At 29.5% G+C, this 26,084-nt stretch carries 35 protein-coding genes; 19 read left to right on the top strand and 16 right to left on the bottom strand.

Annotation, left to right across the window (positions count from 1 at the left end; genetic code table 11):
* Positions 1–2 precede the first annotated feature (2 nt).
* From A9601_RS13020 to A9601_RS12985, 9 genes are all read right to left on the bottom strand, one after another.
* Positions 3–1,079 carry an adenylate cyclase gene (locus tag A9601_RS13020; protein WP_225866268.1) on the bottom strand — a complete coding sequence of 359 codons (1,077 nt, stop codon included), beginning with the start codon at positions 1,077–1,079 and terminating at the stop codon, positions 3–5.
* 13 nt (positions 1,080–1,092) lie between these two features.
* The gene (gene tsf / locus A9601_RS13015) at positions 1,093–1,749 is read right to left on the bottom strand and encodes a translation elongation factor Ts (protein WP_011818260.1); all 657 of its coding nucleotides are present in this window, start codon (positions 1,747–1,749) and stop codon (positions 1,093–1,095) included.
* A gap of 44 nt (positions 1,750–1,793) precedes the next feature.
* Positions 1,794–2,498 (bottom strand): 30S ribosomal protein S2, encoded by a 705-nt coding sequence (gene rpsB / locus A9601_RS13010; protein ID WP_011818259.1) that lies wholly within the window; start codon positions 2,496–2,498, stop codon positions 1,794–1,796.
* A 129-nt stretch (positions 2,499–2,627) separates the two neighbouring features.
* Positions 2,628–3,539, bottom strand: coding sequence for a glycosyltransferase family 2 protein (locus tag A9601_RS13005; protein WP_011818258.1), 912 nt, complete (start codon positions 3,537–3,539; stop codon positions 2,628–2,630).
* Positions 3,540–3,600: 61 nt separating this feature from the next.
* The gene (locus A9601_RS18495; RefSeq protein WP_011376314.1) at positions 3,601–3,750 is read right to left on the bottom strand and encodes a hypothetical protein; all 150 of its coding nucleotides are present in this window, start codon (positions 3,748–3,750) and stop codon (positions 3,601–3,603) included.
* An 18-nt stretch (positions 3,751–3,768) separates the two neighbouring features.
* On the bottom strand, positions 3,769–4,497 hold the full coding sequence (locus A9601_RS13000) for a DevA family ABC transporter ATP-binding protein (protein ID WP_011818257.1): 729 nt from the start codon (positions 4,495–4,497) through the stop codon (positions 3,769–3,771).
* Positions 4,498–4,510: 13 nt separating this feature from the next.
* Positions 4,511–5,683, bottom strand: coding sequence for an ABC transporter permease DevC (gene devC, locus A9601_RS12995; RefSeq protein ID WP_011818256.1), 1,173 nt, complete (start codon positions 5,681–5,683; stop codon positions 4,511–4,513).
* On the bottom strand, positions 5,683–6,597 hold the full coding sequence (locus tag A9601_RS12990; protein WP_011818255.1) for an HlyD family efflux transporter periplasmic adaptor subunit: 915 nt from the start codon (positions 6,595–6,597) through the stop codon (positions 5,683–5,685). The genes devC and A9601_RS12990 overlap by 1 nt, the downstream gene beginning before the upstream one ends.
* Positions 6,597–7,322 carry a phycocyanobilin:ferredoxin oxidoreductase gene (locus A9601_RS12985; RefSeq protein ID WP_011818254.1) on the bottom strand — a complete coding sequence of 242 codons (726 nt, stop codon included), beginning with the start codon at positions 7,320–7,322 and terminating at the stop codon, positions 6,597–6,599. The genes A9601_RS12990 and A9601_RS12985 overlap by 1 nt, the downstream gene beginning before the upstream one ends.
* Positions 7,323–7,363: 41 nt before the next feature.
* Here A9601_RS12985 and A9601_RS12980 point away from each other — a divergent pair, with 41 nt between their 5' ends.
* Together A9601_RS12980 and A9601_RS12975 are read left to right on the top strand one after the other, a co-directional pair.
* Positions 7,364–8,614 (top strand): M16 family metallopeptidase, encoded by a 1,251-nt coding sequence (locus A9601_RS12980; RefSeq protein WP_011818253.1) that lies wholly within the window; start codon positions 7,364–7,366, stop codon positions 8,612–8,614.
* On the top strand, positions 8,608–9,825 hold the full coding sequence (locus tag A9601_RS12975) for a M16 family metallopeptidase (protein WP_011818252.1): 1,218 nt from the start codon (positions 8,608–8,610) through the stop codon (positions 9,823–9,825). The genes A9601_RS12980 and A9601_RS12975 overlap by 7 nt, the downstream gene beginning before the upstream one ends.
* Before the next feature lies 1 nt (position 9,826).
* On the opposite strand, the gene A9601_RS12970 is transcribed toward A9601_RS12975, so the two are convergent.
* Positions 9,827–10,036, bottom strand: a complete 210-nt coding sequence (locus A9601_RS12970) for an NAD(P)H dehydrogenase assembly family protein (RefSeq protein WP_011818251.1) — start codon at positions 10,034–10,036, stop codon at positions 9,827–9,829.
* Between the two features lie 107 nt (positions 10,037–10,143).
* On the opposite strand from A9601_RS12970, the gene ftsH reads away from it, so the two are divergent.
* A complete protein-coding gene (ftsH, locus tag A9601_RS12965; protein WP_011818250.1) occupies positions 10,144–12,057 on the top strand; it encodes an ATP-dependent zinc metalloprotease FtsH in 1,914 nt (637 codons plus the stop codon).
* Here the strand turns inward: ftsH and clpP are convergent.
* The gene (clpP, locus tag A9601_RS12960; RefSeq protein ID WP_263890449.1) at positions 12,054–12,644 is read right to left on the bottom strand and encodes an ATP-dependent Clp endopeptidase proteolytic subunit ClpP; all 591 of its coding nucleotides are present in this window, start codon (positions 12,642–12,644) and stop codon (positions 12,054–12,056) included. The two genes, ftsH and clpP, sit on opposite strands and share 4 nt — an antisense overlap.
* Before the next feature lie 32 nt (positions 12,645–12,676).
* On the opposite strand from clpP, the gene psb29 reads away from it, so the two are divergent.
* The gene (psb29, locus tag A9601_RS12955) at positions 12,677–13,333 is read left to right on the top strand and encodes a photosystem II biogenesis protein Psp29 (RefSeq protein ID WP_011818248.1); all 657 of its coding nucleotides are present in this window, start codon (positions 12,677–12,679) and stop codon (positions 13,331–13,333) included.
* 140 nt (positions 13,334–13,473) lie between these two features.
* Here psb29 and petN read toward each other — a convergent pair whose 3' ends face one another.
* Complete coding sequence (gene petN, locus A9601_RS12950) at positions 13,474–13,575, bottom strand: cytochrome b6-f complex subunit PetN (protein WP_011376303.1); 102 nt, start codon at positions 13,573–13,575, stop codon at positions 13,474–13,476.
* A gap of 115 nt (positions 13,576–13,690) precedes the next feature.
* Between petN and A9601_RS12945 the strand changes: the two genes are divergently transcribed.
* Together A9601_RS12945 and A9601_RS12940 are read left to right on the top strand one after the other, a co-directional pair.
* Positions 13,691–13,969: a DUF2103 domain-containing protein gene (locus A9601_RS12945; protein WP_011818247.1), complete on the top strand. Its 279-nt coding sequence runs from the start codon at positions 13,691–13,693 to the stop codon at positions 13,967–13,969.
* A 40-nt stretch (positions 13,970–14,009) separates the two neighbouring features.
* Entirely contained in the window at positions 14,010–14,216 is a 207-nt protein-coding gene (locus A9601_RS12940; protein ID WP_041484525.1) for a hypothetical protein, read from the top strand.
* A gap of 13 nt (positions 14,217–14,229) precedes the next feature.
* Here the strand turns inward: A9601_RS12940 and A9601_RS12935 are convergent, their stop codons facing one another.
* Positions 14,230–14,499 (bottom strand): hypothetical protein, encoded by a 270-nt coding sequence (locus tag A9601_RS12935; protein ID WP_011818245.1) that lies wholly within the window; start codon positions 14,497–14,499, stop codon positions 14,230–14,232.
* Positions 14,500–14,627: 128 nt separating this feature from the next.
* Between A9601_RS12935 and A9601_RS12930 the strand changes: the two genes are divergently transcribed.
* From A9601_RS12930 to A9601_RS12925, 3 genes are all read left to right on the top strand, one after another.
* The gene (locus A9601_RS12930) at positions 14,628–15,065 is read left to right on the top strand and encodes a hypothetical protein (RefSeq protein WP_011818244.1); all 438 of its coding nucleotides are present in this window, start codon (positions 14,628–14,630) and stop codon (positions 15,063–15,065) included.
* Positions 15,066–15,146: 81 nt separating this feature from the next.
* Positions 15,147–15,323 (top strand): hypothetical protein, encoded by a 177-nt coding sequence (locus A9601_RS18610; protein ID WP_011818243.1) that lies wholly within the window; start codon positions 15,147–15,149, stop codon positions 15,321–15,323.
* A 39-nt stretch (positions 15,324–15,362) separates the two neighbouring features.
* On the top strand, positions 15,363–15,713 hold the full coding sequence (locus A9601_RS12925) for a hypothetical protein (protein ID WP_011818242.1): 351 nt from the start codon (positions 15,363–15,365) through the stop codon (positions 15,711–15,713).
* A 313-nt stretch (positions 15,714–16,026) separates the two neighbouring features.
* On the opposite strand, the gene A9601_RS12920 is transcribed toward A9601_RS12925, so the two are convergent.
* Positions 16,027–16,209, bottom strand: coding sequence for a hypothetical protein (locus tag A9601_RS12920; RefSeq protein WP_011818240.1), 183 nt, complete (start codon positions 16,207–16,209; stop codon positions 16,027–16,029).
* Positions 16,210–16,352: 143 nt separating this feature from the next.
* On the opposite strand from A9601_RS12920, the gene A9601_RS12915 reads away from it, so the two are divergent.
* Complete coding sequence (locus A9601_RS12915; RefSeq protein WP_011818239.1) at positions 16,353–16,547, top strand: hypothetical protein; 195 nt, start codon at positions 16,353–16,355, stop codon at positions 16,545–16,547.
* Between the two features lie 23 nt (positions 16,548–16,570).
* Here the strand turns inward: A9601_RS12915 and A9601_RS12910 are convergent, their stop codons facing one another.
* Positions 16,571–16,768, bottom strand: a complete 198-nt coding sequence (locus tag A9601_RS12910; protein ID WP_011818238.1) for a hypothetical protein — start codon at positions 16,766–16,768, stop codon at positions 16,571–16,573.
* Positions 16,769–16,905: 137 nt separating this feature from the next.
* Here A9601_RS12910 and A9601_RS18605 point away from each other — a divergent pair, with 137 nt between their 5' ends.
* Positions 16,906–17,079 (top strand): hypothetical protein, encoded by a 174-nt coding sequence (locus tag A9601_RS18605; RefSeq protein WP_011818237.1) that lies wholly within the window; start codon positions 16,906–16,908, stop codon positions 17,077–17,079.
* A gap of 42 nt (positions 17,080–17,121) precedes the next feature.
* On the opposite strand, the gene A9601_RS12905 is transcribed toward A9601_RS18605, so the two are convergent.
* Positions 17,122–17,325, bottom strand: a complete 204-nt coding sequence (locus A9601_RS12905) for a hypothetical protein (RefSeq protein ID WP_011818236.1) — start codon at positions 17,323–17,325, stop codon at positions 17,122–17,124.
* Between the two features lie 230 nt (positions 17,326–17,555).
* On the opposite strand from A9601_RS12905, the gene A9601_RS12900 reads away from it, so the two are divergent.
* The 8 genes from A9601_RS12900 (at position 17,556) to pdeM (ending at position 26,052) form a co-directional block, all read left to right on the top strand.
* Positions 17,556–17,924 carry a hypothetical protein gene (locus tag A9601_RS12900; protein ID WP_011818235.1) on the top strand — a complete coding sequence of 123 codons (369 nt, stop codon included), beginning with the start codon at positions 17,556–17,558 and terminating at the stop codon, positions 17,922–17,924.
* 131 nt (positions 17,925–18,055) lie between these two features.
* Entirely contained in the window at positions 18,056–19,375 is a 1,320-nt protein-coding gene (locus tag A9601_RS12895; protein WP_011818234.1) for a DUF2130 domain-containing protein, read from the top strand.
* A gap of 98 nt (positions 19,376–19,473) precedes the next feature.
* Positions 19,474–19,755, top strand: coding sequence for a translation initiation factor IF-2 N-terminal domain-containing protein (locus tag A9601_RS12890; protein ID WP_011818233.1), 282 nt, complete (start codon positions 19,474–19,476; stop codon positions 19,753–19,755).
* Between the two features lie 84 nt (positions 19,756–19,839).
* Positions 19,840–20,253 (top strand): hypothetical protein, encoded by a 414-nt coding sequence (locus A9601_RS12885; RefSeq protein ID WP_011818232.1) that lies wholly within the window; start codon positions 19,840–19,842, stop codon positions 20,251–20,253.
* Positions 20,254–20,288: 35 nt separating this feature from the next.
* Positions 20,289–21,275, top strand: coding sequence for a ligase-associated DNA damage response exonuclease (locus A9601_RS12880; RefSeq protein WP_011818231.1), 987 nt, complete (start codon positions 20,289–20,291; stop codon positions 21,273–21,275).
* Between the two features lie 2 nt (positions 21,276–21,277).
* The gene (locus tag A9601_RS12875; RefSeq protein WP_011818230.1) at positions 21,278–22,918 is read left to right on the top strand and encodes an ATP-dependent DNA ligase; all 1,641 of its coding nucleotides are present in this window, start codon (positions 21,278–21,280) and stop codon (positions 22,916–22,918) included.
* A complete protein-coding gene (locus tag A9601_RS12870; RefSeq protein WP_011818229.1) occupies positions 22,915–25,401 on the top strand; it encodes a ligase-associated DNA damage response DEXH box helicase in 2,487 nt (828 codons plus the stop codon). Before A9601_RS12875 ends, A9601_RS12870 begins: the two co-directional genes overlap by 4 nt.
* On the top strand, positions 25,402–26,052 hold the full coding sequence (pdeM, locus tag A9601_RS12865; protein ID WP_011818228.1) for a ligase-associated DNA damage response endonuclease PdeM: 651 nt from the start codon (positions 25,402–25,404) through the stop codon (positions 26,050–26,052).
* Positions 26,053–26,084: the final 32 nt, after the last annotated feature.

Here is a 26,084-nt window from a genome sequence, read left to right as displayed (position 1 = left end):
TTTCAACGTATCTTATTCAAGGTTATTTCTTTTTGCCTCCAATATGTCTCTTTTTTAATCAAACGCTGAAATTGATTTTTTAGCTCATTTATTTTGTTCCTTTGAATAGAAAGATTTAAATTTTTAAACTCTAACTCAACAGTAGATATATTGAAAAAAATAATGCTTGGAATATTATTGCCGGTTAATGAGGAACGATTTAAGTTTAATTCGAAATTAATAACAAAAGGATATGGATGTTTTATCATGAAATTTTTGCCTACTAAGTAATCAAAGGAATCTTTAGATATCATCTTTTTTATTAGATTTACCTTAAATAATTCTTGGTTAATATTATATGAAAGATTCAATAGTAAATTTTCCAATGACTTGTCAATTAAATCAAAATTATTAAGAATCTTATTTTTTGGTAAATTATCCATTTGATTTATATTTTCTTTTACTTGATATCTTTGTTTTTCCACTTTTTCTTCTCCTATTAATTCAAGTAAGGAGGAAATAAATTGTTTTTCAACTCCTAAATTTTCAAAAATATTGTTTGTAGATAAATAATTATTATGGTGGTTATTATCTAAATCAAGTGATCCGAATTTTTCATAATTATGAGCTTGATAATATTCAGAAGTATTTGAAAAGTCTTCAGTAATCTCGAACTGAGAGGGTTCTTTTAATTGAAAACCTTCTTCGTATTGAAATTTTTCTTTTTGATCATCCTTTGTTTTTGTGGAACCATCAAAAATAGTAAAGTTAATTTCCTTATTTATATTTTTTTCAATTTCATTAATCTTTAATTGTTCTACTGTTAAAAAGGGCAAATTCGTGTATATTAAATTACTTATTTTTTTTTCAAAAAGACTATAGGATTCATTTTCATTTAAGAAATTATCATTTATTGTTGGATAACTATATATTTGATTAAGGCCTTTTTCTACAGAGATGAAAAGTAGATCTCTTACTAGATTAAGATAAAGTTCATATTCCCTATAGATATTTCTAGTTAATAGTCCTTTTTGTATGTCTGCTCTCTCTAATTGAGAATTAATTTTATTTATATCTATGTAATTATTGAAATTATTCAAATCATTAAAGTGACTAGTTTTTTTGCATTGATGCGACCTCTTCAGCAAAGTCCATCTGATTTTTTTCGATACCTTCACCCAATGTATATCTTGTAAAGCGTCTTACTTTGATATTTTCCCCAATTTTTGCAGCTGCTTGTTTAACAAGATCCTCAACTGTTAGAGAACTATCTTTAATGTAGGGTTGTGAGAGCAGAACAAGCTCATTAAGTCTTTTTGCTATTCTCCCTTCAACTATTTTTTCTTTAATTTGTTCTGGTTTTCCAGATAAATCATCCCTACCCATTTCAATCTGCTTTTCTTTTTCCACAACATCTTCTGGTATTTCATCAATTGATACATACTCAACATTTGGGCATGCTGCTACTTGCATTGAGACATCCTTCAAAAGAGATTGAAAAATATCACCTCTAGCAACAAAATCAGTTTCACAATTTAACTCTAGTAAAACTCCAACTCTTGATCCAGTATGTATATAACTGCCAATTGACCCTTCAGCCGCTACTCTTCCCGATTTCTTTTCAGCACTAGCTATGCCTTTCTTTCTTAACCATTCCAAAGCTTTATCTAGATTCCCTTCAGTTTCGTTAAGTGCTTTTTTGCAGTCCATCATTCCTGCACCAGTTTTGTCTCTAAGATCTTTTACAAGTTTTGCTGTAATGTTTCCCATTTGAAGTAATAAAAAATAGTGAATAGTAAGTTTTAAATTAGAGCTTAATTTTTCCTTTCAGCATTAGAGCCCTTTCTACCCTCATTTATGGCATCTGCAAGTCTTCCTAGAATAAGTTGCACAGATCTAACGGCATCATCGTTACATGGAATTGGAACTTCACACAAATCTGGATCGCAATTAGTATCCAACATTGATACTAATGAAATATCTAATTTTCTAGCTTCTAAGACTGCATTAGATTCTCTCCTCTGATCAACTAATACAACTACATCTGGTAATCTTCTCATACCCTTAAGTCCACCTAAGTATTTTTGTAATCTTTCAAGTTCTCTCCTTAATACTGCAGCTTCTTTTTTAGGCCTCATTGCTATTGAACCACTACTTTCCATTCTTTCTAGATCCTTTAATCTTTCAATCCTAGCTTTCATTGTTGTCCAATTAGTCAACATCCCTCCAAGCCATCTTTGATTTACATATGCAGCTCCACAGCGTGTAGCTTCCTGCGCTACTACATCTGATGCTTGTTTTTTTGTACCGACGAATAAGAAACGTTTACCGCTTTTTGCAGCGTTTCTCGTCCATTTATAAGCGTTGTTCATACACAATGCTGTTTTTACAAGATCAATAATATGAACTCCATTTCTCGCGCAATATATATACTTAGACATCTTGGGATTCCAACGTCTAGTTTGGTGCCCGAAATGAGCACCAGCTTCCATCATTTCTGATAGTGATACAACAGCCATAATTTAAAAAGGGTTTCGGGTTAGCCTCCATCTGACGGGGAATTAAATTAATAATTCACCCGAAACTGTCAGATGTGTGAAATTTATTTCGATTATTCTAGCAAGTGATGTGTATTTCTAAAAGTTTTTTTATCTTGATTTAGTTAATTGTTTAACGTAAATCATATTTAGAGGGATCCTAAGTATCTCAAGTGCAAGTCTATTTCTTCTTATCTTTACTAGGAATCTCAATAAAGGAAGAATTCTATCCACACTGATTAGTCCTCCCAAGCAAAGAATTTGCCAAAGTAAATTATGTAGCGGAGTTAATTGAATCATAAATCTAACCCTTAAATTTGGGTGTTTCTTATAAAACACTAAAGCCATTTTTGCTCTCTCTTTTTCTTGAGATATTAATGAATCTATTTGTTCGCAATTAAATGGCGGATGCCAATGAAAACCTACTGCATTTGGACATTTGATTAATTTTGTCCCAATTTTTTTTAATCTTTCTCCAAGTTCTAAATCCTCCCAACCGTAAAGACTAAAAGAAGTATCAAATAATCCCACACTTAAAATCAATTCTTTTGATATCGCTACATTCCCAGTAGCAAAATAGGCAAAAGAAGTGTCCATTATTTTATGTTTTTCACTCTGAGGATTCAGAAAATTAGATGTATTGACTACAGAGCCATAGGTAAAACATTTTTTATCATTTTTTTTCCAAGAGGCAAGTAGTTTTTCTACGTGGCAATTTATAAAATTATCTAAAACAATAAGATCACTATCAATGAATATAATAATTTCATATTTCGATTTAATCACTCCCAGATTTCTTCCAAGTGCAGGCCCTCCATGTTCTTGCTGAAATAGAATAACGTGTGGGAGATTAGCTTTGTTTTTATCTATCCATGAGGTTGTCCCATCAGTTGATCCATCATCAACTACTATTACTTCATAATTACTTATATTTGTACTTAATTTTTGATTCTCAAGCGCAAAAAGACATTTCTCTAGTATGGGTAATCTATTGTAAGTCGGTATAACAATACTTACATTCATGATTAAGTCTTAAATATGCATAATATTTTGAACTCCAAAAGATAAAAATAAAAGATATTCCCTAATCAGCCGCACCGCCATTATTTGCTGTACCAGTAACGTTTCCACCATCAGGTCTTCCATCAGTTCTTAATTTCCTTTTTTTGAATTTTCTAGCATAGGCTCTATTACGTTCCTGCTTTTCTTTTTTTAGATTCCTTCTCTTAGACATAAAATTTTTAACTTTTAATTATATTAGCTCACTATGAGCACTATATATTTTACCATCTTCCATATTTAATATCCTATCAGCCATATCAGAAATTCTTGGATCATGGGTCACCATAAGTACAGAACAATTTTGTTCTTTTGCTAGTTTCCTTAAAAGGGTTACTATTTCCCTTCCTGTGACGCTATCTAATGCAGAAGTGGGTTCATCAGCTAATAAGAGTTTTGGCTTAGCAGATAAAGCTCGAGCAATTGCTACTCTCTGTTTCTGCCCACCAGATAAGTCATTTGGCAATTTTTTATGATGTTCTTCTAATCCTACTGCTGACAACCAATTACGTGCTATCTCACGTCTTTGCAAATATGTTAAACCTTTTATTAAATCGGCGCCCATCTGGACATTTTGTTCTGCTGTTAAACATCTAAGAAGATTGTGACCTTGAAAAATCATTCCAATACTTCTTCTAAGAATCTGACGAGTTTTCCTTGATGCTCCATTTAACTGATTATTTAATACAGTTAAATCTCCACTTTGACAGGTTCTCAAAGCACCAATCAATGTTAGAAGAGTCGTTTTACCGCATCCAGAAGGTCCTTTCAAAAGGACCAACTCTCCTTTATCAATATTTAAATTAACGTCATTAAGAACTTGTTTTTTATTCTCATTTTTTCCATAAAAGTGACTCAAATTATTTATTGAGACGGTTTTAAGGTTTTTAACATTATTTTTAAATTTATTAACTTTAACCATTTATCTTCAATTATTAAAAAATTTCGGCAGGATCAGCATCAACTAATTTGCGCATCGCTACAGCTGCGGACCCCATACACATAACTAAAACTAATACGAAAATTAAAACAGTTTTATCTGCATCCATTATTATTGGCAGCTTAGTTGAACTTCTTATAACTGAGTAAAGTATCTGGCCAGAAAAATAAGCAGGTAAATAACCAAACAATGCCAATAAAAACCCCTCTCTAGCTACAACAAAGAAAAGGGACTTAAGTCTATATCCCATTGCCAATAAGGTGGCATACTCTGGGAGGTGATCTGTAACGTCACTATAAAGAATTTGATAAACAACCACACACCCTACAACGAAACCCATCAATGCTCCCAAACTAAATATAAAACCTATTGCAGTACTATTTTTCCAGTAATTCTTCTCAAATTCTATAAATTGATTTTTTGTAAGAACCCTAACATCATTTGGGAGTGAGTTATTTAATATCATTGAAATCAATTCAGGATCAGATCCTTTTTTTAGCTTTACCAAGCCAATTTCTATACTGCCAGGAGGATTAGCAGGAAAAAGTCTTAAGAAGGTTTCTCGACTAGTTATCAAATTACCATCTGCACCGAAAGATGGTCCCAACTCCACAAGGCCCTCAACAATTACTCTTTTTCCAGCAACCTCAGTCTCAACTTTTTTTTCAGATAAGAACCATTCTTCAATCGGTCCAAATTCAGGTCTAGATAATTTGTCAAAAAGAACTCTTGATGGATTTCTTAATTTATAAGCTTTACTTGAGAATCCCTCATCTAAAAGAAGTGAATCGGAGGGATTAAAACCTAATGCAAGTATAGATCTAGTTTTAAGATTTTCGGGATTTCTCCAAAGTAAATAATTCAGATTAACAGGAGCAGTTTTTTCAACATCCTCTACTGCGAGAGTTTGAATTAATCTTCTTTTTGGGAATCCACTCATGCTTATAGAACTTTTTGATCTGGGACTTATCAAAACAAGATCTGCATCTAGAAGTTTATGAATAGTTACGCTCGTGTCAAATAAACCATCTCTAAAACCTAATTGCATAAACATCAAAATCCCTGCAAAACTGATTCCAGCTATTGCAACTGCTAACCTTAATGGTTGCCTAGTTAATAACAACCAAGCTAATGGTATTTTTCTAAATTTAAAAAAAGAAAAACTCATTAGGGAATAAATTTTGCAATCACTTTCATTCCTGCATAGTTTTGAACGATATCTATAGAATCTTGATCTAGTTTTACTAGTACCTCGATAATTCGTGAATCAGCATCCCCTGTTGGATCAGTAGATAGAACTTTTCTTTGTTTTACCTGAGGACTAATCCTAATCACTTTTCCCTTAAGATTTTTTTGGAAACCTCCATTCTCACTACTCAATTCAACATTCTGAGAGATAAAGACCCTATCGATGTCAGATTCATAAACCTCTATCAAAGCTTCCATTTTTTGACTAGAACCAATATCCAAAATCCCCTCATTTTGAGGCCTTTCACCAACTCTCGTGTTTATTCCAAGGATAAAACCATCGATTGGACTCCTTAGTTTTGAATTAAATAGATCTATCTTGATGTTTTTTTGATCACCGATAAGGTTTATTTTCTGTTTTTGCAATTTTAATAATTCATCTTTCCTCTGTGAAAACTCTACAAAAGAATATACATCTTTGTTCAAAGCCAGCTCATACCTTTGGATTTGATCTTTCTTTAGGGTAATTTCTTCGTTAATAGTATTAATTAGATTTTCATTTCTTTCAAGATCAGCGATTAATTTTTCACCATTTTCAAAGATTGCGAGGATATCACCTTTTTTTACGAAATCCCCTTCATTTACTAAAATTTCGACAATTCGGGGGGAAGAACCAAACTGACTTATTGGAGCGGCCAATTGTCTAATCTCCCCCGAAGGAGAAAGTTGACCAAGTGCGGCAACAGCTGTAATAGGAGGTATGAAATCTGAAGTTATTTCCTCTTTAAATTTTGAACTAGATTTATTGTTTCCAGAACAAGAGATAACACCAAGAGATATTGGTGTAAATAATAAAAAATAAATAAATAAATTTTTTAATATTTTTAATTTCATTAAAAATCGAATAGTACTGTTTTTATGTAGTTATTGACCCATTTTTCATCAAAATATTTTAGAAGTACCATGCTAGTCTTTTCATTTTTCATTTGTTGAACACAATAATTTTTTTGAAAATCTATTCTCTCTTGGATAATTTCCTCATTTACTTCTGGTTTAGCTCTCTTACTTAATTTGATCAAAATAGTTAGGTATTGATCCACAACTCTACAAAAATCATTTTTTTCAGATTTTCTTTTTAAGGAAGCAAAAAATACATTATTAGAAAAAATCCCCCCCCATTTAGGAATCTCTCTCAAAGAGGTAAAAGAGCTTTTATCAACTTCAGAAAGTAATTTTTCGTATTTCAAACCTTGGTTTTGTGATGCCGGGGATAAATCAACAATGGCAGCAGAAACAATATCATTTATTTTTACCAAATCCATCCCAAAAATTGGGATATCGAACTTTGGATCAGGGAAAAAAACGCAGTGTAATATTTTGAGATTTTTTGAAAATTCTGCTACTTCAATATGTAACTTTCTAAAACCTTTTGCTTTATGAAATTCATTTTCAATATAAAGTTCTCTGCCAATTTCTTTAGATATTATGTTAGTTAATTTTGGATCAATTTTTATACTCTTAAGGTCCTCAAGCATGGATCTATGCTCTCTAATATTTTGTAATAAATCCAAAATAAGAGGGTCAGTTAATTTTGATTTAGTTAAAGATTCAGACAACAAGGCTAAAAAGTACCAAAATAGAATTTAAAGAGAGAACCGAAATGAAAGTAGGAGATGTTAACTACTACACCCATTCAAGCAAAACTAGATGTGTTTTTGTGGACAATAAAGAATTGCCGCTTATAAGCATTGATATTTGGTGCAAAGCAGGTTCTTCATTTGAGGATGTTGATAAAAATGGCACTGCTCATTTTCTAGAACATATGATTTTTAAAGGATCTAACAAAATAATGCCAGGTGAGTTTGACCATAAAATTGAATCACTAGGCGGAGTAAGTAACGCTTCAACTGGTTATGATGATGTACATTACCATGTCTTAGTTCCACCCAATAACTTTAAAGAATCACTTGCTCTTTTGACAAATATAGTCGTTGCTCCAGTTTTTAATCCTGATGAGTTTATAAAAGAAAAAGGGGTAGTTATTGATGAAATAAAACAACAAAATGATCAGCCTGAAGAGAGACTATTTAATTATTTTTTAAAAAGGGTTTGGTTAAGTCCTAATTATGCCAATTCGATCTTGGGAACTGAACATAGCATTAAAAACTTAGAGATAAATGACCTTACGAAATTTCATAGCAAACATTACACTACCGAAAAAATTTGTATCGCAATTGCGGGGAATCTCTCCGAAGAAATTTATAAAATTTTTGAAAAAAGTGATCTATCTGGTATAAAAGAAAGTCCAAATTTAATAAATCTAAAAAATAAACCTTCTTTAAAAATAAGGAATGGTAGAGAGTCAGTTAAGTTTGAAAATTTAGAGTTTTCAAGAATATTTATGGCTTGGTTTATACCAAACCTAAATGATCAAAAAAATATTATTGGACTTGAGATATTAGCATCCATACTCTCTGTTGGAAGAAACAGCAGATTAGTTAAAATTTTAAAAGAAGATAATAATCTTGTTGAATCGATATATGTAGATGTAAATGCTGGAGAATTAGGAGGATTATTTATAATGGAAGCAAGTTGTGAGTCCAAAGATATTGATTTAGTAGAAAAGCAAATTAATAAAACAATAGATGAGATATCAAATTGTAAACTCTTGGCTTTGGATGAAATAAAAAAAGCAATAAATATTGTTAAAAGTAATTATATCTTTAATTTAGAGACATCTACACAACTCACTTCATTCTATGGGAATGAACTTCTTTGGGGGAGAAAATCTTCAATAAATAGTATAGAGAGTCATTTAAAATATTGGAATAACTTGGAAAATTTCAAAGAGATCACAGAATATATCCGTGGAGAGAAATTTACATTAGTTGCATCCCCTGGTAAATGTTAAAGAGATATTTTTTAAATAATAAAAAAAGAAATTTTTCAATTGCTTCAATTTGGATTAAAGGGGGGAGTGATATGGATAGTACTGGCAAAAAAGGTATTAACAAGATCCTTTGTTCATTACTTACCAGAGGATGTGAAGGTTTTAACAATTTAACTCTCTCTGAATATATTGAGTCCTATGGAGCAGAATTAAATCAAGAAATATTTGAAGATGGAATTTCAATAAGTATTAAATCCCTAAATGAACATTTCAGCAAATTATTCCCTTTATTAGAGTTAATAATTAATAAGCCAATCCTTTCGGAAACTGAATTTAAAAAAGTAAAAAAATCTTCTATTGATCACATTAAAAAAGATAAAGAGAATCCATTCAATATCTGTTTTGAAAAATGGAGAAAAATTGTTTATTCAAATCATCCTTATGCCTTTAACACAATAGGCAATGCTAGTGATGTCTCAAAGATTACCTATGAAGATATTTTACTTGAGTTTAAAAATTTAAAAAAAAGAGAAAAGTATTTAATTTCAAATAATCCTGAAATAAATGGAGAAAATTATGGAACACTTGAAAAAAAAATCTTAAAAGAAAAATCAGATCCTTTAAATCACAATTTAAAAACTACAAATAGATTTGATTACATTAGTAATGATACAAATCAAACAATAATAATGATGGGTGACCAAACTTGCTCGCGAAGAAGTAGTGAATATTTTCCTCTTAAGGTTTTGGAGTCATATTTATCTTATGGAATGAGCGCTGCTTTATTTAAACTTTTTAGAGAAAAACATGGTATCACTTACGATTTAGGTGTTTATTATCCTATCAGGAGTGGAAATGCCCCATTTTTAATTTATTTATCCGTATCTAATGATCAAGCACTTTTTGCTTTTGAACTTTTATCAACACTATGGAAAAATTTACTTTTAAATCCGTTGACTGATGCTGAAATATTTTTAGCAAAAGAAAAACTAAAAGGTTCTTTTTTATTAGGAAATCAATCACTAGATGAAATTTTACACAGAAAGATACAGTTAGTTAGTTATGGTATTTCACCAATTTCAGAGAACGAATTAAATTCAAAAATAGAGGAAATTTCTTCGTTAGATATTTTGACATTAACTAATAAGTATTTTTCAAAACCTTTTCTGTGTATTTCTGGAAATAAAAATATATGTTTAGAAATTTCTAATAGGTGGAAGAAAAACTTTTAGATTATTTTTTCTCAATCTTATCAATATCTATTAAAAACGAACCTCTCCTAAACTTTACTTCAACAGTATCTGGAGATTTAATTGAAAGGATTTCCCCAATTTCATCAATTGCCACTAGATCAGGTGGTCTTAACATAGGCATATTATCTGATGTCTTCAAGTAAGAGACTGGAGCAATCAACTTAACCTTATCGTTGATCTCAAATTTCATTTATAAATTAGATACCTCAAAGAGTAGTATAAGCATAAAGTTAGAGAAAATATCAACGAAATGCACTGATTCATTCTAGAATCCTAGAATTGACTTTCTCCAAATTAATGAATCAAAAATTTAAAACATTAATTTTATGGGCTTTACCTATACTTTTAGTAATAGCACTTTCCTACCAATTTTTATCTTCAAGCAACGTTGATTCACTTAAATCTAACGGGACTACTGTTGCGCCAAGAAATTCAGCGGTAGCAAGAGTTAGTTACGGCAGATTTTTAGATTACATTAATTCGGGAAGGGTTACATCTGTCGATATTTTTGAGGGAGGCAGAAATGCAGTTATAGAGACCATAGATTCGGATTTAGATAATAAAGTTCAAAGGTTGCGTGTAGATCTTCCCGGCTTAACACCAGAACTTATAAATATTTTAAAAAAAGAGGGAATTAGTTTTGATGTTCATCCAATAAAAACAGCTCCCCCTGCATTAGGAATTTTAGGTAATTTACTCTTCCCGGCTATCTTAATTGGAGGTTTAATTTTGTTAGCGAGGAGGTCAAATGGTATGCCTGGGGGGCCTGGACAAGCAATGCAGTTTGGGAAAACTAAAGCAAGATTTGCAATGGAAGCTGAAACAGGAGTTGTATTCGATGATGTTGCAGGCGTTAATGAAGCTAAACAGGATTTGCAAGAAGTTGTTACTTTTCTGAAAAAACCAGAAAAATTTACTTCTGTAGGAGCAAGAATTCCCAAAGGGGTTCTATTAGTAGGACCTCCTGGTACTGGTAAAACCCTTTTAGCTAAAGCAATTGCAGGTGAAGCTGGTGTTCCATTCTTCTCATTATCAGGTTCTGAATTTGTTGAAATGTTTGTTGGTGTTGGAGCTAGTAGAGTAAGAGACCTTTTCAAAAGAGCTAAAGAGAATAGTCCCTGTTTAATTTTTATTGATGAAATCGACGCAGTCGGAAGGCAAAGAGGTGCAGGTATTGGTGGAGGTAATGATGAGAGAGAACAAACTCTCAATCAATTACTTACTGAAATGGATGGTTTCGAAGGTAATAGTGGCATAATAATAATTGCAGCCACAAACAGGCCCGATGTTCTAGACTCAGCGCTAATGAGACCAGGCAGATTTGATAGGCAGGTAACTGTAGATGCACCTGATATCAAGGGCAGACTATCAATATTGGAAGTTCATGCAAGGAATAAGAAACTTCAAGAGGATTTAACGCTTGAAAGCATTGCGAGAAGAACACCAGGTTTTACTGGAGCAGATTTAGCAAATTTATTAAATGAGGCTGCTATATTAACTGCCAGGAGGAGAAAAGACTCTATAAGTATCTCAGAAATTGATGACTCTGTAGATAGGATTGTCGCAGGAATGGAAGGTTCCCCATTAACAGATGGTAGAAGTAAGAGATTAATTGCTTATCATGAAGTTGGCCATGCTCTCATAGGTTCACTTGTCAAAGCCCATGATCCTGTTCAAAAAGTGACCGTCATTCCAAGAGGTCAAGCTAAAGGATTAACTTGGTTTACCCCAGATGACGAACAAACCCTTGTTAGCAGGGCGCAATTAAAAGCTAGGATAATGGGTGCTTTAGGTGGAAGAGCTGCTGAAGATGTTGTTTTTGGAGAAGGTGAGATTACAACAGGAGCTGGAGGTGATTTTCAACAAGTTGCTTCAATGGCTCGCCAAATGGTTACTAGATTTGGAATGAGTAATTTAGGTCCGATAGCTTTAGAAAGTGGTAATCAAGAAGTATTTGTTGGTAGAGATTTAATGACTAGAAGTGAAGTTTCTGATTCAATTTCTAAACAAATAGATGAAAGTGTAAGAATAATGGTAAAAGAATGTTATAAAGAGACCTACGATATAGTAAGCAAAAATAGAGAAGCTATGGATAAGATAGTTGACCTATTAATCGAAAAAGAGACATTAGATGGTGATGAATTTGTAAGTATTCTCTCCAAATTCACCAAAATTCCTGAGAAAGACAGAACACCTCAATTATTAAGCTAAACTTTTATTGGTTTCTTATCTAACACGAGATCAATTAAACCGTACTCAACGGCTTCGTTTGGGGACATATAAAAATCTCTATCAGTATCTTCTTTGATAGTGTCATAATCCTTTCCAGTTCTTTCTGATAATTCAGTATTTAGTCGTTCTTTTAAGAACAAAATTTCATCTGCTTGAATTCTTATATCACTTGCTTGCCCTCTAGCACCTCCAAGTGGTTGATGAATCATTATTCTTGAATGTCTAAGGCTGCTTCTTTTACCTTTAGTACCTGCCGCGAGCAAAAATGCACCCATACTAGCTGCTAGACCAACACAAACTGTATGTATGTCAGGCTTTACATGTTGCATTGTGTCAAAGATACCCAATCCATCATATACTGATCCGCCAGGTGAATTTATGTACATATAAATGTCCTTATCTGGATCCTCTGCCTCGAGGAACAATAATTGAGCAACAATTCTATTAGCAGTTTCACTAGTAACTTGTTCACCTAAAAAGATTATTCTCTCTCTTAATAGTCTCGAATAAATATCAAAGACTCTTTCACTACCGCCCGATTCTTCTAAAACTAAAGGGATCATAATAATATTTATCTGTTTATTAGATATTAACGATATTGAGTCAACATACGCTAACCTTATTAAGGTTTACATATAAAAAATTGAAAGAAAAATTGACTGTTTCAGATAGCAAAAAGTTATTTCATGAAAAATTTCCTTACGTCATTCCCGGTTTATACAAAAGAATAGTTGATGAAATGCTTGTCGAACTTAATCTTTTGAACCATCAAAATGAATTTACGCTGGATTATCTCTTTTGTGTCGGCCTCACCGAAACATTCAAAGAATTAATGAAAGGATATCAACCTGAAAAACACTTGGATCTACTTTTTGAATCCTTATGCAGTTCTACAAATTTTGAAGCGAAGGAAATTAATGAAATATCTAAAAAGTCTCAAAAAGAATTAGTGGATAAAACATCTAAAGATATTTTAAAATTATTAGTAGAGAAAAATAATTCTAAACTTTATCCTTCAAGGATCTTGAACTTAGGGATATATACATTAATTTCAAACTCCCAAGATTTCAAAGAGAAAAATGAATCAGATAAAAATAAGATGACCTCTGATATTTTTGAGAAGTTAAGCTTATCTGCTAATAAAGCAGAAAAAGATATTGGAATCTACAAAAGCAGCATATCAAAAATGGAACAAGCAAAAGAATTAATTGAAGAGCTCAGAATTAAGGACAAGAATAAAAACCAAAAAAAATAATAACTATTTTTTTAATCTTCTTTTATCTTTCCAAGAGACATAAGATATATAAATTACAGCTAATGTTATGAATATGAGCAAAACAAACGATGTTAATATAAGAAATTTACTTAAATAGACTTCATAAGTTAAAAATGAAATCATATATCAATAGATCCGTCGCCATTTCTTCCCCAAACAACCATGGCAATTGAAAAAGTAAAAATAGCAGCCAATGCTGCCCAGCCTATTTGAAAGATCATTAGAATTTAATCGTTTTTATAAATATAACAGAACTTCAAAATTTTTAATCATTTTAAAGCTAAAGTTAATTTCTCAGAAACAAAATTTTCCCAATAGAATTATAATAAAACTAAATTGGGAAGGTTAGTATTAAATCATAGTACAAATTTAGAAGGTCTAATTCCAATACTTCAAAAATTAGCACTGGAAAATAATATCAAGACAATAACTCCAGCTGTTATTTCAAGAGCCAGAGGAAGATCCTCTAAATTGATAATAAGATTGTCAGTTAAAACTATAAACGGATATAAAGCAATCGCAAGAAAGGGTAATACAGCTCAAGAAGTTTTTATTTCAACAGAGTTAAGTAAAGATGAATTAAAAGAAATCATAGATCTTTATAATAAAAAGTAATTAAATTAAAGTGTATTGGAAAATAGTTAGGGAAGAACGAATGAAATTCTTATTAAATTTTTTTATGTTTTTATTGGCCTTTTTTTCATTTAGTAATAAATCATTATCACTTACTGATTACAAAATAAAAAGATTTTGCGCAAAGGAGAAAAGAGTATCTTTATGTATCAAAAATTTACAAGAGAGAAGATCTGATCTTCAAAAAGGAAAGCGAATTGAAATACCTGTAACCCCTTACAAACGGTAATTAGGAATTGAATTTAAATTTCAAATTCTGATTCGAAAAGATTAAATGCATTTTTATAGCTTTTGAGAAGTTCTTCAGAATTATCAGAAAATCCTTTTCGATCGTAATCTTCTTTTAATTCATCATATAAGTAAACAACTTTGTTAAAGGCGCTCATATATTCTTTTTGTATGTCTTCATCATCGATATCATAGATTTTTGCCAGTACTAATTCGACATTTTTTTTTGATGAATATATTTTTCTCTCAAAATCTTTATTTAACTTCCTTCTTTGTTTTGCCATTTAAAATTTCTAAATACAGATTAACAATACTCAAATTCATAGATAAATTAAATTAAAACTTATAAAATAAAGATATAGTTTCCAAATCAAAATAAAACCTCTACATTCCAAATAAATCATTGGATGATATGAATAAAAAAGAAACAACTAATCCTAAAGAATTGAAAAACCAAAACTATGAAGCCAAGAAAATGAATACTTCCTCAAACTTAAAGAAAAAGAAAGATAAGGAGCTTCCATGGTGGGTAGAGTTATTATTTGTTCAAATAGGATTACCAGATAAATTACTAATAAAAATATTACAGGCCAAAAAAACATCTAAAGAATTAATTAAAAATGAAAAAAAATCAATAATAATATTTTTGTTTGTAATTACTACATTGGCATATTTTTATCCAGTTATTAAACATGCAAAAAATAAATTAGATTGTGAAGCGATTGCTAAAAATTATATTATTAAAAATAAAAACACAATCGGAATTAATAATAGAGAAATAAAAATGTTATCTACAAATTTTTGTTATGGTGGCGAAGAAATCTACGAAATAGAAAATTTAAAAAATTAAATTTTGAATTATTCTCTATAAATAAGCATCTCAATATTATGATAGTAACTTTAAGTTTAATAAAGATTAAATTTTTTTCCTATGACTGATATAAAACAAAAGAAAGAAAACGTAAAAATCCATTTAAAAGATTTGAGGCAAAACTTAAAGAAAATGCATTTACAAGTTACGGAAGAATTAATATTACCGAAGCCAGGGGATGTAAAAGACTTGATGGATAAAATGGATAAACTATTAAAATTAATAGAATCAAAATAAATTATAATTTAAATAATACAATCATCAAAAGTTAAAAAAATGAAAATAATAAAACAAGTTCCTGTGTTAATTCTAATCGCAATTTTCTTAATTTCTTGTAGGACATCCACTAATAAAGAGTATCCTACAAATAACTTGGAAAAAAATATTGAGGATAATCCTAACTCAGAAAAGAAAAGAATGGAAATAAAGTTTTCTTGTGGAGAGGATGGTATTTCAGAATACTTAGATGATGGATGGAATATTTTAAAAGAAGAATCCCAAGAAAAAATTTGTACCTGGAAATCTGTTCCTGCCACAAAAGATTGCAATATGGAAAAAGACAAAGGATGTAAAATAACAAAGCCAGATAAAATAGGTGAAGAGAAAATTTATTTATTGGAAAAATAAATTTAATATATGACTCCAAAATCAGAACACTTAGTTGATTTAATTTTTAAGAAATTAAAGACCTATAAGAAGAAAAAAATATTTTTAGAAAAAGAAAGTTTGAATAAATTTATTCTTTCACTTTTCAAAGAAAACTGAATGCGGGACTTATTTAACTTAACTGCTATAGTTAAAGAAATTTTTTAATTAATATAGATATGGGTAGTTTTTCATCATTAACTTTTATTCTGTCAGTAATTTTTATCTTAAGTCTTTATTTTTTATTTAGGGTTACTTCTAGTACAAAGAATTAAAAAATATTTTCACATCTTTCCTAGATGATCGGATCATCTCTTAGTAGTAAAACCGTATGCTTATTTAAACCATCATTAATCCATTCTTTATATTCTTCTAGAACACACTTCTTATCAAAATTATCTAATAAATTAATTCTTTTTTTTGCATTATCTAGTGCCATGCTAATACAGAATTTATAATCGTTGGAGTTTTCTTTCATTTGTTTTTATTGAATCTTAGTAAAAATAATTTCTTATTCTGTATTGAAAATTACAATAATAAGCGTTGATTTAATAAGAGTATCAAGCAATACGGAAGAATTTTTAATATATTTAAGATAATAGTTTTCTTTATAATAATCCTATGTCCTACGAAGCAGGCAGTAAAGAATGTAGACATTTAATTGAAGCTAAAGAAAGCCTTCTTTCAACATTAGATGCGTTAAGTAATATACATTCGACCGATCTAATACAAATCCAAATTAAAGAAATTTACAATAAATTAGAACAGATGCACGACAATAGAAAAAAAATAGAATCAGCTACAAATTATCTTTAATACATTTATTAAACTGAAAGATCTCAAAATTGGCTTTTTATCTTGGTTACTTTTTTTTCTGATAATAAATCCAATAAAGCATCAAGCTGAGCGAGTACTTCCTTTGCTTCATTAAGATCTGGCAACAAATCTTCTTTGATGAGCATTTGATGCATCTCTCTAAGTTCTAACCTTATATATCTAAGGTGAGAACAAACTTCCTCTCTCTTAGTTGCACTCATATTTCCTTTATGTTCTTTACATTATACAATACGATCTTTTTTGACTCCCATACAAGTTTTGTCAATTTGAAAAATTTTTTTCAAACCCAATAACATATCAAAATCTTTTAAAGTCAATTTGTAGTAATATATCCCTCATGAAAAAGAAAAAATCTAAAAAAAAACAAACTAATTCAAATTTAAAAGATCAAAAATTAGGTCAAACAAAAAATTCTGCAAAATTAGTACTTTTTGTTTTTGGGATAGGTCCAATTATTGGCATAATAATATTTTTATACAGTAAGGGATTTTTTAATTCCCCAACTATTTAAATCTTAAGTAATTAAAATTTCTTTTAAAAAATTTAAAAATAATTATTGAAATTTTTTTAATGAAAATACCCTAAATTCTGCCATTTTTCTAGCATTTTTAGGATTAGATATTAAAAAAGGGTGATCTGATAAAAGTTCTAATACCTTATCTATCTTTAATGGTATATCATCACAATCAACATTTTCCCATTCCTCATCAAATGACATCGCAAAGCTATCAGCATTATCATATAGTTTATCTCTCATAATATTTGGAATTTAAATTTAGAAAATTTCACAAATCAGAACCAAACTGAAAAAGTAACTAGAAGAAGCATTTTAAACTATCCCCCATGATTATTTGAGAAATAACTTTCAATGAGTGTTCTGTGAAATTATACTTTAATCCTACTATTTAAATTTATAAAAAAGTACTATTAATCAAAATTTGAGTTGATTTGACAGAAGTGTTACAATATTGACATATGTAAAAACTTATGGAAAATAAAGTTAAAAGGATAGGATATCTTCCTAGAAAAAGAGTACTTGAAATTATTGATGAAATATCCAAGAGCGAATCTATAAGTAGATCTAAAGTAGTTGGAATATTAGTTGAGGAAGCATTAGATGCCAGAGGAATTGCGAATTTTGGATATAGTAATATCAGCAAGTCAAATAAATTCAAGTCGGATAATTTTAAAGATCTCCGAAATGAAAATGCCCACTTAAAAGATGGGGAAGACGAATTTGTTGATGACAGTGGTTACACAGTTTCATCTCACAAAACTTTAGACCGATCAATATCTTCTGCAGATATAGAATTAGCAAATAAAATAAACATTCTTAAGGAATCAGGATTAATATAACTTTTATTGAGTAATTACTTTATTTTTTAATGCATAATATTGGTTCATTGTTTATTCTTAGTCAAGAATAATATTCTTTTTACATAATTCGAATATTAAATCCTTTCTAATATTAATTTTGTAATTAAAAAATGAAAGATATTAAATGTCCTTCATGCGGCAAAACTTTCCGGATTGATCCCAGCAGCTTTGAAGAAATACTTCTTCAGATAAAAGACGAGGAGTTTAACAAACAAATAAAAGAAAGACTTACTCTAGCTGAAGAAGATAATAAAAAAGCTTTGGAAATTTTAAAACGAGAGTTAAAAATACAGTTAATAGAGCAAAATCGTATTAAAGAGTCCGAAATCCAAACTCTTGAATCTAAATTAAAAATAGCTGAAGAAAAGAAAACAAATGCTCTTAATGATTTAAAAAATCAAGCAACAAATAAAATTAATTCACTGAATAATGAATTAATCAAGTTAAAGGATGAAATTAAAAATCAGTCTTTAATTTCAGAATTATCCTTAAAAAATAAAGTTAGTGAAGCTGTTAATAATTTAGAAAAAGAAAACTCATCATTAACAAATTCCATTGAAAAGATGAGGCTTGAACATTCAATTAATGAAAAATTAATTGAAGAAAAGTTTAAAAGCAAAATTAGTGAAAGGGACTTGACTATTCAGGAGTTAAGAGAAATGAAATCCAGATTATCTACAAAGATGATAGGAGAAACATTAGAAATCCATTGCGAAACCCAATTTAATCTGAATCGTGCCTCTGCGTTTAAAAACTCATATTTCGAAAAGGATAATGATGCCACTTCTGGAAGTAAAGGGGACTATATATTTAGAGAATTTGATGAAAATAAAACTGAAGTTGTATCAATAATGTTCGAGATGAAGAATGAAAGTTTAAATGGAACTAATAAAAGAAAAAACGAAGATTTTTTAAAAGAATTAGATAAAGATAGAAGGCAAAAATCTTGTGAATATGCAGTACTCGTTTCTCTATTAGAACCAGATAGTGAACTATATAATGCTGGCATAGTAGATGTTTCTCATAGATTCCCAAAAATGTTTGTCATAAGACCTCAATTTTTCTTACCCATTATTTCTCTGTTAAGAAATGCATCTATGGAAACCTTAAAATACAAATCACAAATTGATTTAATGAAACGTGAGAATTTTGATATAACTAATTTTGAAAGTACTCTTGAGCAATTCAAAAATGCAGTTGGTAAAAATGTTTCTCTTGCCCAAGATAGATTTAATGATGCAATTTCAGAAATTGATAAATCAATAACTCATTTACAAAAAACTAAGGAGGCTTTAGTTCTCTCAAAAAAACATCTTTTATCTGCTGACAGCAAATCTCAAGATTTGACAGTAAAAAAATTAACTAGAAATAACCCAACCATGAAGAAAAAGTTTAATGATTTAAATAATTTCGAAGATGAAGTAGCCTAATTAAACAAAAAATTATTGAAATTAATAATAGTTAAAATATTTTTAATTTCCGATTTATAAATATAATATTAATAATAAATTCCATAGCTAAGGAAATAATGTCTATCAACACTCCCATTTTTACAATTGCCAAAGACCTTAATGTCGAAAGTAATAGAGTTTTATTAGCCTGCAAGAAACTTGGAATCAATGCAAAAGGTGCGACAAAAAGATTAAATAAAGAAGAATTAGAAAAAATTAAAAGTTATTTTGAAACGGGCAAAAATGTGTCAGATGAAGTGATCAATTTAAATAAAGTTAAAAGTAAAAGTAGTTCTAAAAAAATTGCAGAAAAGGTAAAGATAAAATATTTTGCTAACAGACTTATTCGTAAATCTTAAATAAAAATAATTTTTTTTAATTACTTAAAGGAATAAGCCACAGAAGAAAAAAATAATAAATTATCATAAGTAAAAATACTTAAAATGAGCATAAGCAAAATTTTAAATTCACTAGAAAAATCCTGGGAAAGAGATGATATTCTCTTAAATATAAAGAAAGGGTTAGGGACAGATGAGATAGTTAATGAATTTCTTATGAAAAACGAAAACCAAATTAAAGAATTAAATTCTTTATTAAGAGCGGAAGATATTGAATTATTAAATCAAGTAGAAAAACTCTCAACTTGCGAAACTAAATTAATAAATGAGATTAAAAATTTAAATTACTTAGAAAATAATGAAAATCATCATATTATGAATAAAAAAAAGATTGAGCCATCTAATAGAGTTTCTTTCAACAAGATTAGTTCGTTCATGATTAGTTGGAGTAATAAATTTGTAGTTATTGCTTTACTAACAATTTCAGCCATAGCTTTATCAAAACAAGCATGGTCATAATTAGCTAAATTAACTTCATTGTAAGAGATGTAGTTTTGAGAACTAAACAAGAATATTTAATTAGATATAAAGATGGAAATCTTTATTGTGAACTTGCTGATATTTGGATTGATCCAAGCAAGCCAGTAAAAAAGGCATTAATAACTCATGCTCATTTTGATCACTTTACATTTGGCTGTGAAGAATACATTTCTACTAAGGAAACTGCCATTCTTCTTAAAGAAAGAGTTGGAGATAATATCAAAATCAAGACTTTTGAATATGCAGAAGAATTTAAGATAAATGGCATTAATATTTCTTTTCATCCATCCGGTCACATCCTTGGATCTAGTCAAATAAGGTTTATTTTTGCTGAAGAAAAATGGCTAATTTCAGGTGACTTTAAACTTCAAAAAGATCAGACTTGCAAACAATATGAAATAGTAAAAACTGATTATTTAATAAGCGAATGTACCTTTGGTTTGCCAATATTTAAGTGGGATGAATCAAATAAAATAGCAAATGATATTTCAAAATGGATAACTAATACACCAGAAAAAACTTCTTTACTTTTCTGCTATTCACTTGGAAAAGCTCAGAGATTGTTAAACGAAATTAGTCAAACAAATTTTAAAGGCAATATTTATTCCCATGCCAGTATTCACAAAATGAACAAAAGTTATAGGGAACTTGGAATTGATATTAAAGATACTATAAAAATTGAAAATAAAAAAAAAATTGATGAACTTAAAGGAAGTCTTATATTATTACCGCCATCTTTAAGTAAGGGTTCTTATTTGAAAAATTTAAAAAATATTCAAACAGCTTTCGCGAGTGGATGGATGTCAATAAGAGCTCTAAGAAAAAGATCAGGATATGATAAAGGATTCGCAATCTCTGATCATGCTGATTGGGATGGAATTCTGGAAGTAGTAAAAAAGTCTGAAGCAAAAAATGTATTTTTTCATCATGGAGATAGTGAAGCCTTAAGTAAATATTTGGTTGAAAAGGAATCAATAAATGTACTTTTATTCGGTAAATAAATATGAGCTTAAAAAAGTTTTCAGAATTATTTGGCGATCTAGATTCAATTAATAGTACAAATAATAAAATTGAAGTTTTAAAGAATTATTTTTTATCTAATGATGCAATAGATAATTCATGGGCAATATATTTACTAACTGGAAAAAGTAATAAGAGATTTATTAGTGGAAGATATTTAAAAAATCTTTTTTCTCAAATATATGAATATCCTCAATGGTTAATTGATACATGTTATTTAAAAGTTGGAGATTCTGCTGAGGTAATAACGTTATTACTTAAAAACAAAACTAATTCTAGAAAAAAGAAATTATCAAATATAAGTCTCAATGAATTACTAAGCGAAACAATACCTGCATTATCAAAACTTAATGAGGAAGAGAAAAATTTAGAAATTAAAAATCTTTGGGAAACATTACCTGAAGATAACCATCTAATTTTTAATAAAATTCTTACAGGAACTTTTAGAGTAGGAGTCTCTATCGGATTAATAACAAAATCAATATCAAAACTAATTAATATTGAGGAAGAGATTATTTCTCATAGGTTGATGGGTGATTTTAAACCTTCAATTGATTCATATGAATTTTTAATTAACAAGAATATCAATCTTCAAGAGTTAAATTCCAAACCATTTCCATTTCTTCTAGCAAATACTATTGAAGATAAAATCTTCAAAAATTCAATAAATGATTTTCAATTTGAATGGAAATACGACGGTATAAGAATGCAATTAATTAAAAGATCAGGCAATGTTTCGTTATGGACAAGAGGGCAAGAATTAGTAAATGAATCTTTCCCAGAATTAGTAGAGAAAATGTCATATATAAAAGATGATTTTGTTCTTGATGGGGAATTATTAGTTTGGAATTTTAAAGAACAAATTGCCTTTGATTTTTCTTTACTTCAAAAAAGGATAAATAGAAAGTCTCCTACTAGATCAATCCAAATAAAATATCCAATTATTTTTATTGCTTATGATCTTTTAGAGATTAATGGGAGAGATATAAGAGAAATCAAATTAGAGAATAGAAGAATTGAGTTAGAAAAATATTTTTCAAAATGGCAAATTAAATCTGAGAATAATATCTCTGATATTTTCAAAATATGTGATTTAATCTTTCCTAAAGATTGGCCTGATGCTTTAACTTATAAAGAAAAATCTCGAGAAAATAATACTGAAGGATTAATAATTAAGAAAAAGACTTCTATATACTCCTCAGGTAGAAAGAAAGGTTTTTGGTGGAAATATAAAGTTGATCCTATGCAACTGGATGCTGTTCTAATTTACGCTAAGGGCGGTAGCGGTAGAAGGGCTGGTCTGTATACAGATTACAGTTTTGCATTATGGAAAGACAAAGAATTAATTAAATTTGCAAGTGCATACTCTGGTTTAACGAATATTGAGATTAAAGAGCTAGATAAATGGATAAGAAAAAATACAATAGAAAAATTTGGTCCTGTTCGATCGTTAAAACCAGAAATGGTATTCGAAATATCTTTTGAGAAAATACAAATTTCAAATCGTCATAAGTCAGGTATAGCAGTAAGATTTCCAAGGATAACAAAATGGAGAAAAGATAAAAAAATTAATGATGCAGATAGCATTGAGAATGCTTATGAACTAATGAAGAAAATATCATGAAAAATATTACGAAAAAGAGTAAGCAAAATAATTTAATTTCTAAAATTAAACAGTTTTTCTCCACAAATGGATGGGAGCCACTACCCTATCAGATCGAATCTTGGGAAGCATTTTTAAATGGAAAGAGTGGCATAATACAAGTTCCTACTGGATGCGGTAAAACTTATGCTGCATTAATGGGCCCTCTATCAAAGATAGAAGATCCCAAAAATAATAAAAGTGTGAATATATTGTTAATAACCCCTTTAAAAGCACTAAGTAGAGATCTAAAAAATTCTATACAATTAGCAGCTTTGCATTTTAATAAAGAAATCACTGTTGAAATTAGGAACGGCGATACAACCCCATATGAAAAGAAAAAGCAACTAGCTAAACCACCTAATATTCTTATTACCACTCCAGAGTCTTTATCTCTTTTACTTTCTAATAAAGAATCTAATAATCTGTTCAAGGAGTTGTCATCAATAATTATTGACGAATGGCATGAATTGATGGGTAGTAAAAGAGGAAACCAGTGCGAGTTATCTTTAAGTTGGCTAAGAGGTAATATAAAAAATTTACAAATTTGGGCAATGTCTGCAACTATTGGAAATATTGAAGAAGCAGCAAGAGCAATAGTTGGGATGAGCGCTATTAAACCCAAAATTATAAGTACAAATATTCAAAAAGAGATCGAAATTATAAGTGTTTTACCAGAGGAGGAAACTACCTTTCCATGGAGTGGACATCTTGGGATTAGAAGTCATTCTTCACTATTAAAAATCCTAGATAAAAATAAAAGCACCTTATTATTCACCAATACGAGAAATCAATCTGAAAGATGGTATCAATGTTTAAAATTTCTTCTCCCAGAGATGGAAGACAAAATTGCACTTCATCACGGTTCCCTGGATAAAGAAGATAGAAAAAGAGTTGAAGAAGGGGTTAAAGACGGATTAATAAAATGGGTAGTCTGCACCAGCTCGTTAGATTTGGGAGTTGACTTCCAACCCGTAGATCAAATAGTTCAAATTGGGAGTGCAAAGAATTTAGCTAGACTGATCCAAAGAGCGGGAAGAAGTGCTCATAGACCTGGAGGAAAATCAAAAATAATTTTTATGCCTACTAATTCTTTAGAGTTATTAGAGATCAGTGCAATGAGAAGAATAATAAAAAGTGGTATATCTGAGGAAATTAGACTTCCTGAATTATCTTATGATGTGCTTCTTCAACATCTAATAAGTTTGGCATGCGGAAATGGCTTTGATCCGAGAATTGAGAAAGAAAGAATTAAAAGTTGTTGGAGTTATAGAAACTTAAATGATCATGATTGGAATTGGTGTCTTGACTTTTTAGAGTATGGAGGAAAATGTCTTAAAGCATACCCAAAATATAAAAAGATAGTTAAAGAAGAATCACAAAATAATAATGAAAACTTTAAATATTTTGTAAAAGACAAATCTTTAATAAGAATGCATAAGTTCAATATTGGGACAATTACTAGTGACAAATTTGTGAATGTTAAATATATGAAAGGGAAATCCTTGGGAAATTTAGAAGAGAATTTTGCCTCAAAATTAAATCCTGGAGATACCTTTTACTTTGCTGGTAAAATGCTTCAATTTATAAGAATCAGAGATATGATTTTATACGTTAAAAAATCAACAAAAAAAAGTTCTCTAATTCCTGCATGGGTTGGAGGTCAAATGGCAATTTCTGATCTACTTTGTGAGAGTTTGAGAAAAGAAATAGATATATGCAACGAAATAGAAAATTATGATTACTTAAATCCTGAACTCAATTCATTACGCCCAATATTGAAGAAACAAAAAGTTCTTTCAAATATTCCAAAGAAAGATGAATTCCTTATAGAAATATATAAAACCAAGGATTTATCAAATCTTTTTGTTTTTACACTTGATGGCAAATTTGTAAATGAAGGAATTGCATTTTTATGGGCTTTGAGATTGGCAAAATTAAAACAATCTACATTTAGTATCACTGCTAATGATTTTGGATTTAGCTTAACTACTGCAGAAGATTATGATTTTTCAATAATAAAAAAAGAAGCTGATTACTTTTTGAATAACAAAAAATTAGAAGAAGATCTAGAAAATGCAATTAATTTTTCAGAATTAACAAAACGTAGATTTAAAAATATTGCCCAAATAAGTGGATTAGTAAATCAAAATAATCCAACCAAAACAAAAACTTCTTCCCAACTTCAAATAAGTTCAAGTCTTTTCTACGAAGTCTTTACTAAATATGAAGAAGACCATCTTTTGATAAAACAATCGCATCAAGAAGTTAAAGAATATCAATTAGAAAATAAAAGAATATCTAGATCATTAGAAAGATTAAAAAATTTAAAAATGCTACTAAACGAGATAAAAACTCCAACTCCTTTTGCATTCCCTTTATTAGTTGAAAGACTTAAAAATACTTTAAGCAATGAATCAATAGAAAAAAGAGTAGAAAAACTTATAAAAAAATATAGTGATTAAATGAATAAAAGTTCTTTTAAATTTAGTTGGGAAGATACATTGTTAGAGATGCTTCCTTCAAGAGCTTTATTTCTACCAGAAACAAAAGAATTGTTAATATGCGATATTCATCTTGGGAAAGCTGAATTTTTTCAGCAGAATGGTATACCTCTTACTAATAATTCAGATAAAAACAATTTCGCAAGAATAAAAAAAATAGTAAAAAAATATAGTCCTGAAAAGTTAATAATATTGGGAGATTTATTCCACAGCAAATATTCAATAGATAAAACTCTTCAAAAAAAAGTTGAGGATCTTCCTGAACTACTAAAAACTAACGTTGAACTCGTCCTAGGAAATCATGATGTAGGTTGTGATATTAAAAATATAAAAATTGTTGATATTAGAAAAACCAAAAATATTACTTTTAGTCATGAACCAGTTGAGTTAGGCGATAATAAAACTTTGAATATTTGTGGACATTATCATCCAAAAATCTATTTAAAAAACAATGGCGATAAATTATCTTTTAGGTGCTTTGCAATGGATTTAAATAAAAATGTTTTATATCTTCCTGCATTTGGAGACTTAACAGGAGGATATCCCTGCAAAAAATCATTTAAAAAATGGGCAATTGTTTCTGAAGACGAAATTATTGAAATAAAATATTAAAAAAATCCTATTGAAGTGACTTAAATTTTTCA

Source organism: Prochlorococcus marinus str. AS9601 (assembly GCF_000015645.1).
Taxonomy (GTDB): domain Bacteria; phylum Cyanobacteriota; class Cyanobacteriia; order PCC-6307; family Cyanobiaceae; genus Prochlorococcus_A; species Prochlorococcus_A marinus_O.
The sequence above is the reverse complement of the archived record's forward strand: the minus strand, read 5'-3'. Positions and strand labels throughout refer to the sequence as shown.

Coding starts and splice junctions, on each gene's coding strand:
- A9601_RS12940 (WP_041484525.1), top strand. CDS start 14,010: ATGAAATTCTTATTAAATTTTTTTATGTTTTTATTGGCCTTTTTTTCA.
- A9601_RS12935 (WP_011818245.1), bottom strand. CDS start 14,499: ATGGCAAAACAAAGAAGGAAGTTAAATAAAGATTTTGAGAGAAAAATA.
- petN (WP_011376303.1), bottom strand. CDS start 13,575: ATGATCTTTCAAATAGGCTGGGCAGCATTGGCTGCTATTTTTACTTTT.
- A9601_RS12975 (WP_011818252.1), top strand. CDS start 8,608: ATGTTAAAGAGATATTTTTTAAATAATAAAAAAAGAAATTTTTCAATT.
- devC (WP_011818256.1), bottom strand. CDS start 5,683: ATGAGTTTTTCTTTTTTTAAATTTAGAAAAATACCATTAGCTTGGTTG.
- A9601_RS12920 (WP_011818240.1), bottom strand. CDS start 16,209: ATGAAAGAAAACTCCAACGATTATAAATTCTGTATTAGCATGGCACTA.
- A9601_RS12895 (WP_011818234.1), top strand. CDS start 18,056: ATGAAAGATATTAAATGTCCTTCATGCGGCAAAACTTTCCGGATTGAT.
- A9601_RS18610 (WP_011818243.1), top strand. CDS start 15,147: ATGACTGATATAAAACAAAAGAAAGAAAACGTAAAAATCCATTTAAAA.
- A9601_RS12910 (WP_011818238.1), bottom strand. CDS start 16,768: ATGAGTGCAACTAAGAGAGAGGAAGTTTGTTCTCACCTTAGATATATA.
- A9601_RS12900 (WP_011818235.1), top strand. CDS start 17,556: ATGGAAAATAAAGTTAAAAGGATAGGATATCTTCCTAGAAAAAGAGTA.
- A9601_RS13000 (WP_011818257.1), bottom strand. CDS start 4,497: ATGGTTAAAGTTAATAAATTTAAAAATAATGTTAAAAACCTTAAAACC.
- A9601_RS12930 (WP_011818244.1), top strand. CDS start 14,628: ATGAATAAAAAAGAAACAACTAATCCTAAAGAATTGAAAAACCAAAAC.
- tsf (WP_011818260.1), bottom strand. CDS start 1,749: ATGGGAAACATTACAGCAAAACTTGTAAAAGATCTTAGAGACAAAACT.
- rpsB (WP_011818259.1), bottom strand. CDS start 2,498: ATGGCTGTTGTATCACTATCAGAAATGATGGAAGCTGGTGCTCATTTC.
- A9601_RS12890 (WP_011818233.1), top strand. CDS start 19,474: ATGTCTATCAACACTCCCATTTTTACAATTGCCAAAGACCTTAATGTC.
- A9601_RS12970 (WP_011818251.1), bottom strand. CDS start 10,036: ATGAAATTTGAGATCAACGATAAGGTTAAGTTGATTGCTCCAGTCTCT.
- A9601_RS12980 (WP_011818253.1), top strand. CDS start 7,364: ATGAAAGTAGGAGATGTTAACTACTACACCCATTCAAGCAAAACTAGA.
- A9601_RS13005 (WP_011818258.1), bottom strand. CDS start 3,539: ATGAATGTAAGTATTGTTATACCGACTTACAATAGATTACCCATACTA.
- A9601_RS12925 (WP_011818242.1), top strand. CDS start 15,363: ATGAAAATAATAAAACAAGTTCCTGTGTTAATTCTAATCGCAATTTTC.
- A9601_RS12885 (WP_011818232.1), top strand. CDS start 19,840: ATGAGCATAAGCAAAATTTTAAATTCACTAGAAAAATCCTGGGAAAGA.
- A9601_RS18495 (WP_011376314.1), bottom strand. CDS start 3,750: ATGTCTAAGAGAAGGAATCTAAAAAAAGAAAAGCAGGAACGTAATAGA.
- A9601_RS12870 (WP_011818229.1), top strand. CDS start 22,915: ATGAAAAATATTACGAAAAAGAGTAAGCAAAATAATTTAATTTCTAAA.
- A9601_RS12905 (WP_011818236.1), bottom strand. CDS start 17,325: ATGAGAGATAAACTATATGATAATGCTGATAGCTTTGCGATGTCATTT.
- ftsH (WP_011818250.1), top strand. CDS start 10,144: ATGAATCAAAAATTTAAAACATTAATTTTATGGGCTTTACCTATACTT.
- A9601_RS12875 (WP_011818230.1), top strand. CDS start 21,278: ATGAGCTTAAAAAAGTTTTCAGAATTATTTGGCGATCTAGATTCAATT.
- A9601_RS12990 (WP_011818255.1), bottom strand. CDS start 6,597: ATGAAATTAAAAATATTAAAAAATTTATTTATTTATTTTTTATTATTT.
- A9601_RS18605 (WP_011818237.1), top strand. CDS start 16,906: ATGAAAAAGAAAAAATCTAAAAAAAAACAAACTAATTCAAATTTAAAA.
- pdeM (WP_011818228.1), top strand. CDS start 25,402: ATGAATAAAAGTTCTTTTAAATTTAGTTGGGAAGATACATTGTTAGAG.
- A9601_RS12915 (WP_011818239.1), top strand. CDS start 16,353: ATGTCCTACGAAGCAGGCAGTAAAGAATGTAGACATTTAATTGAAGCT.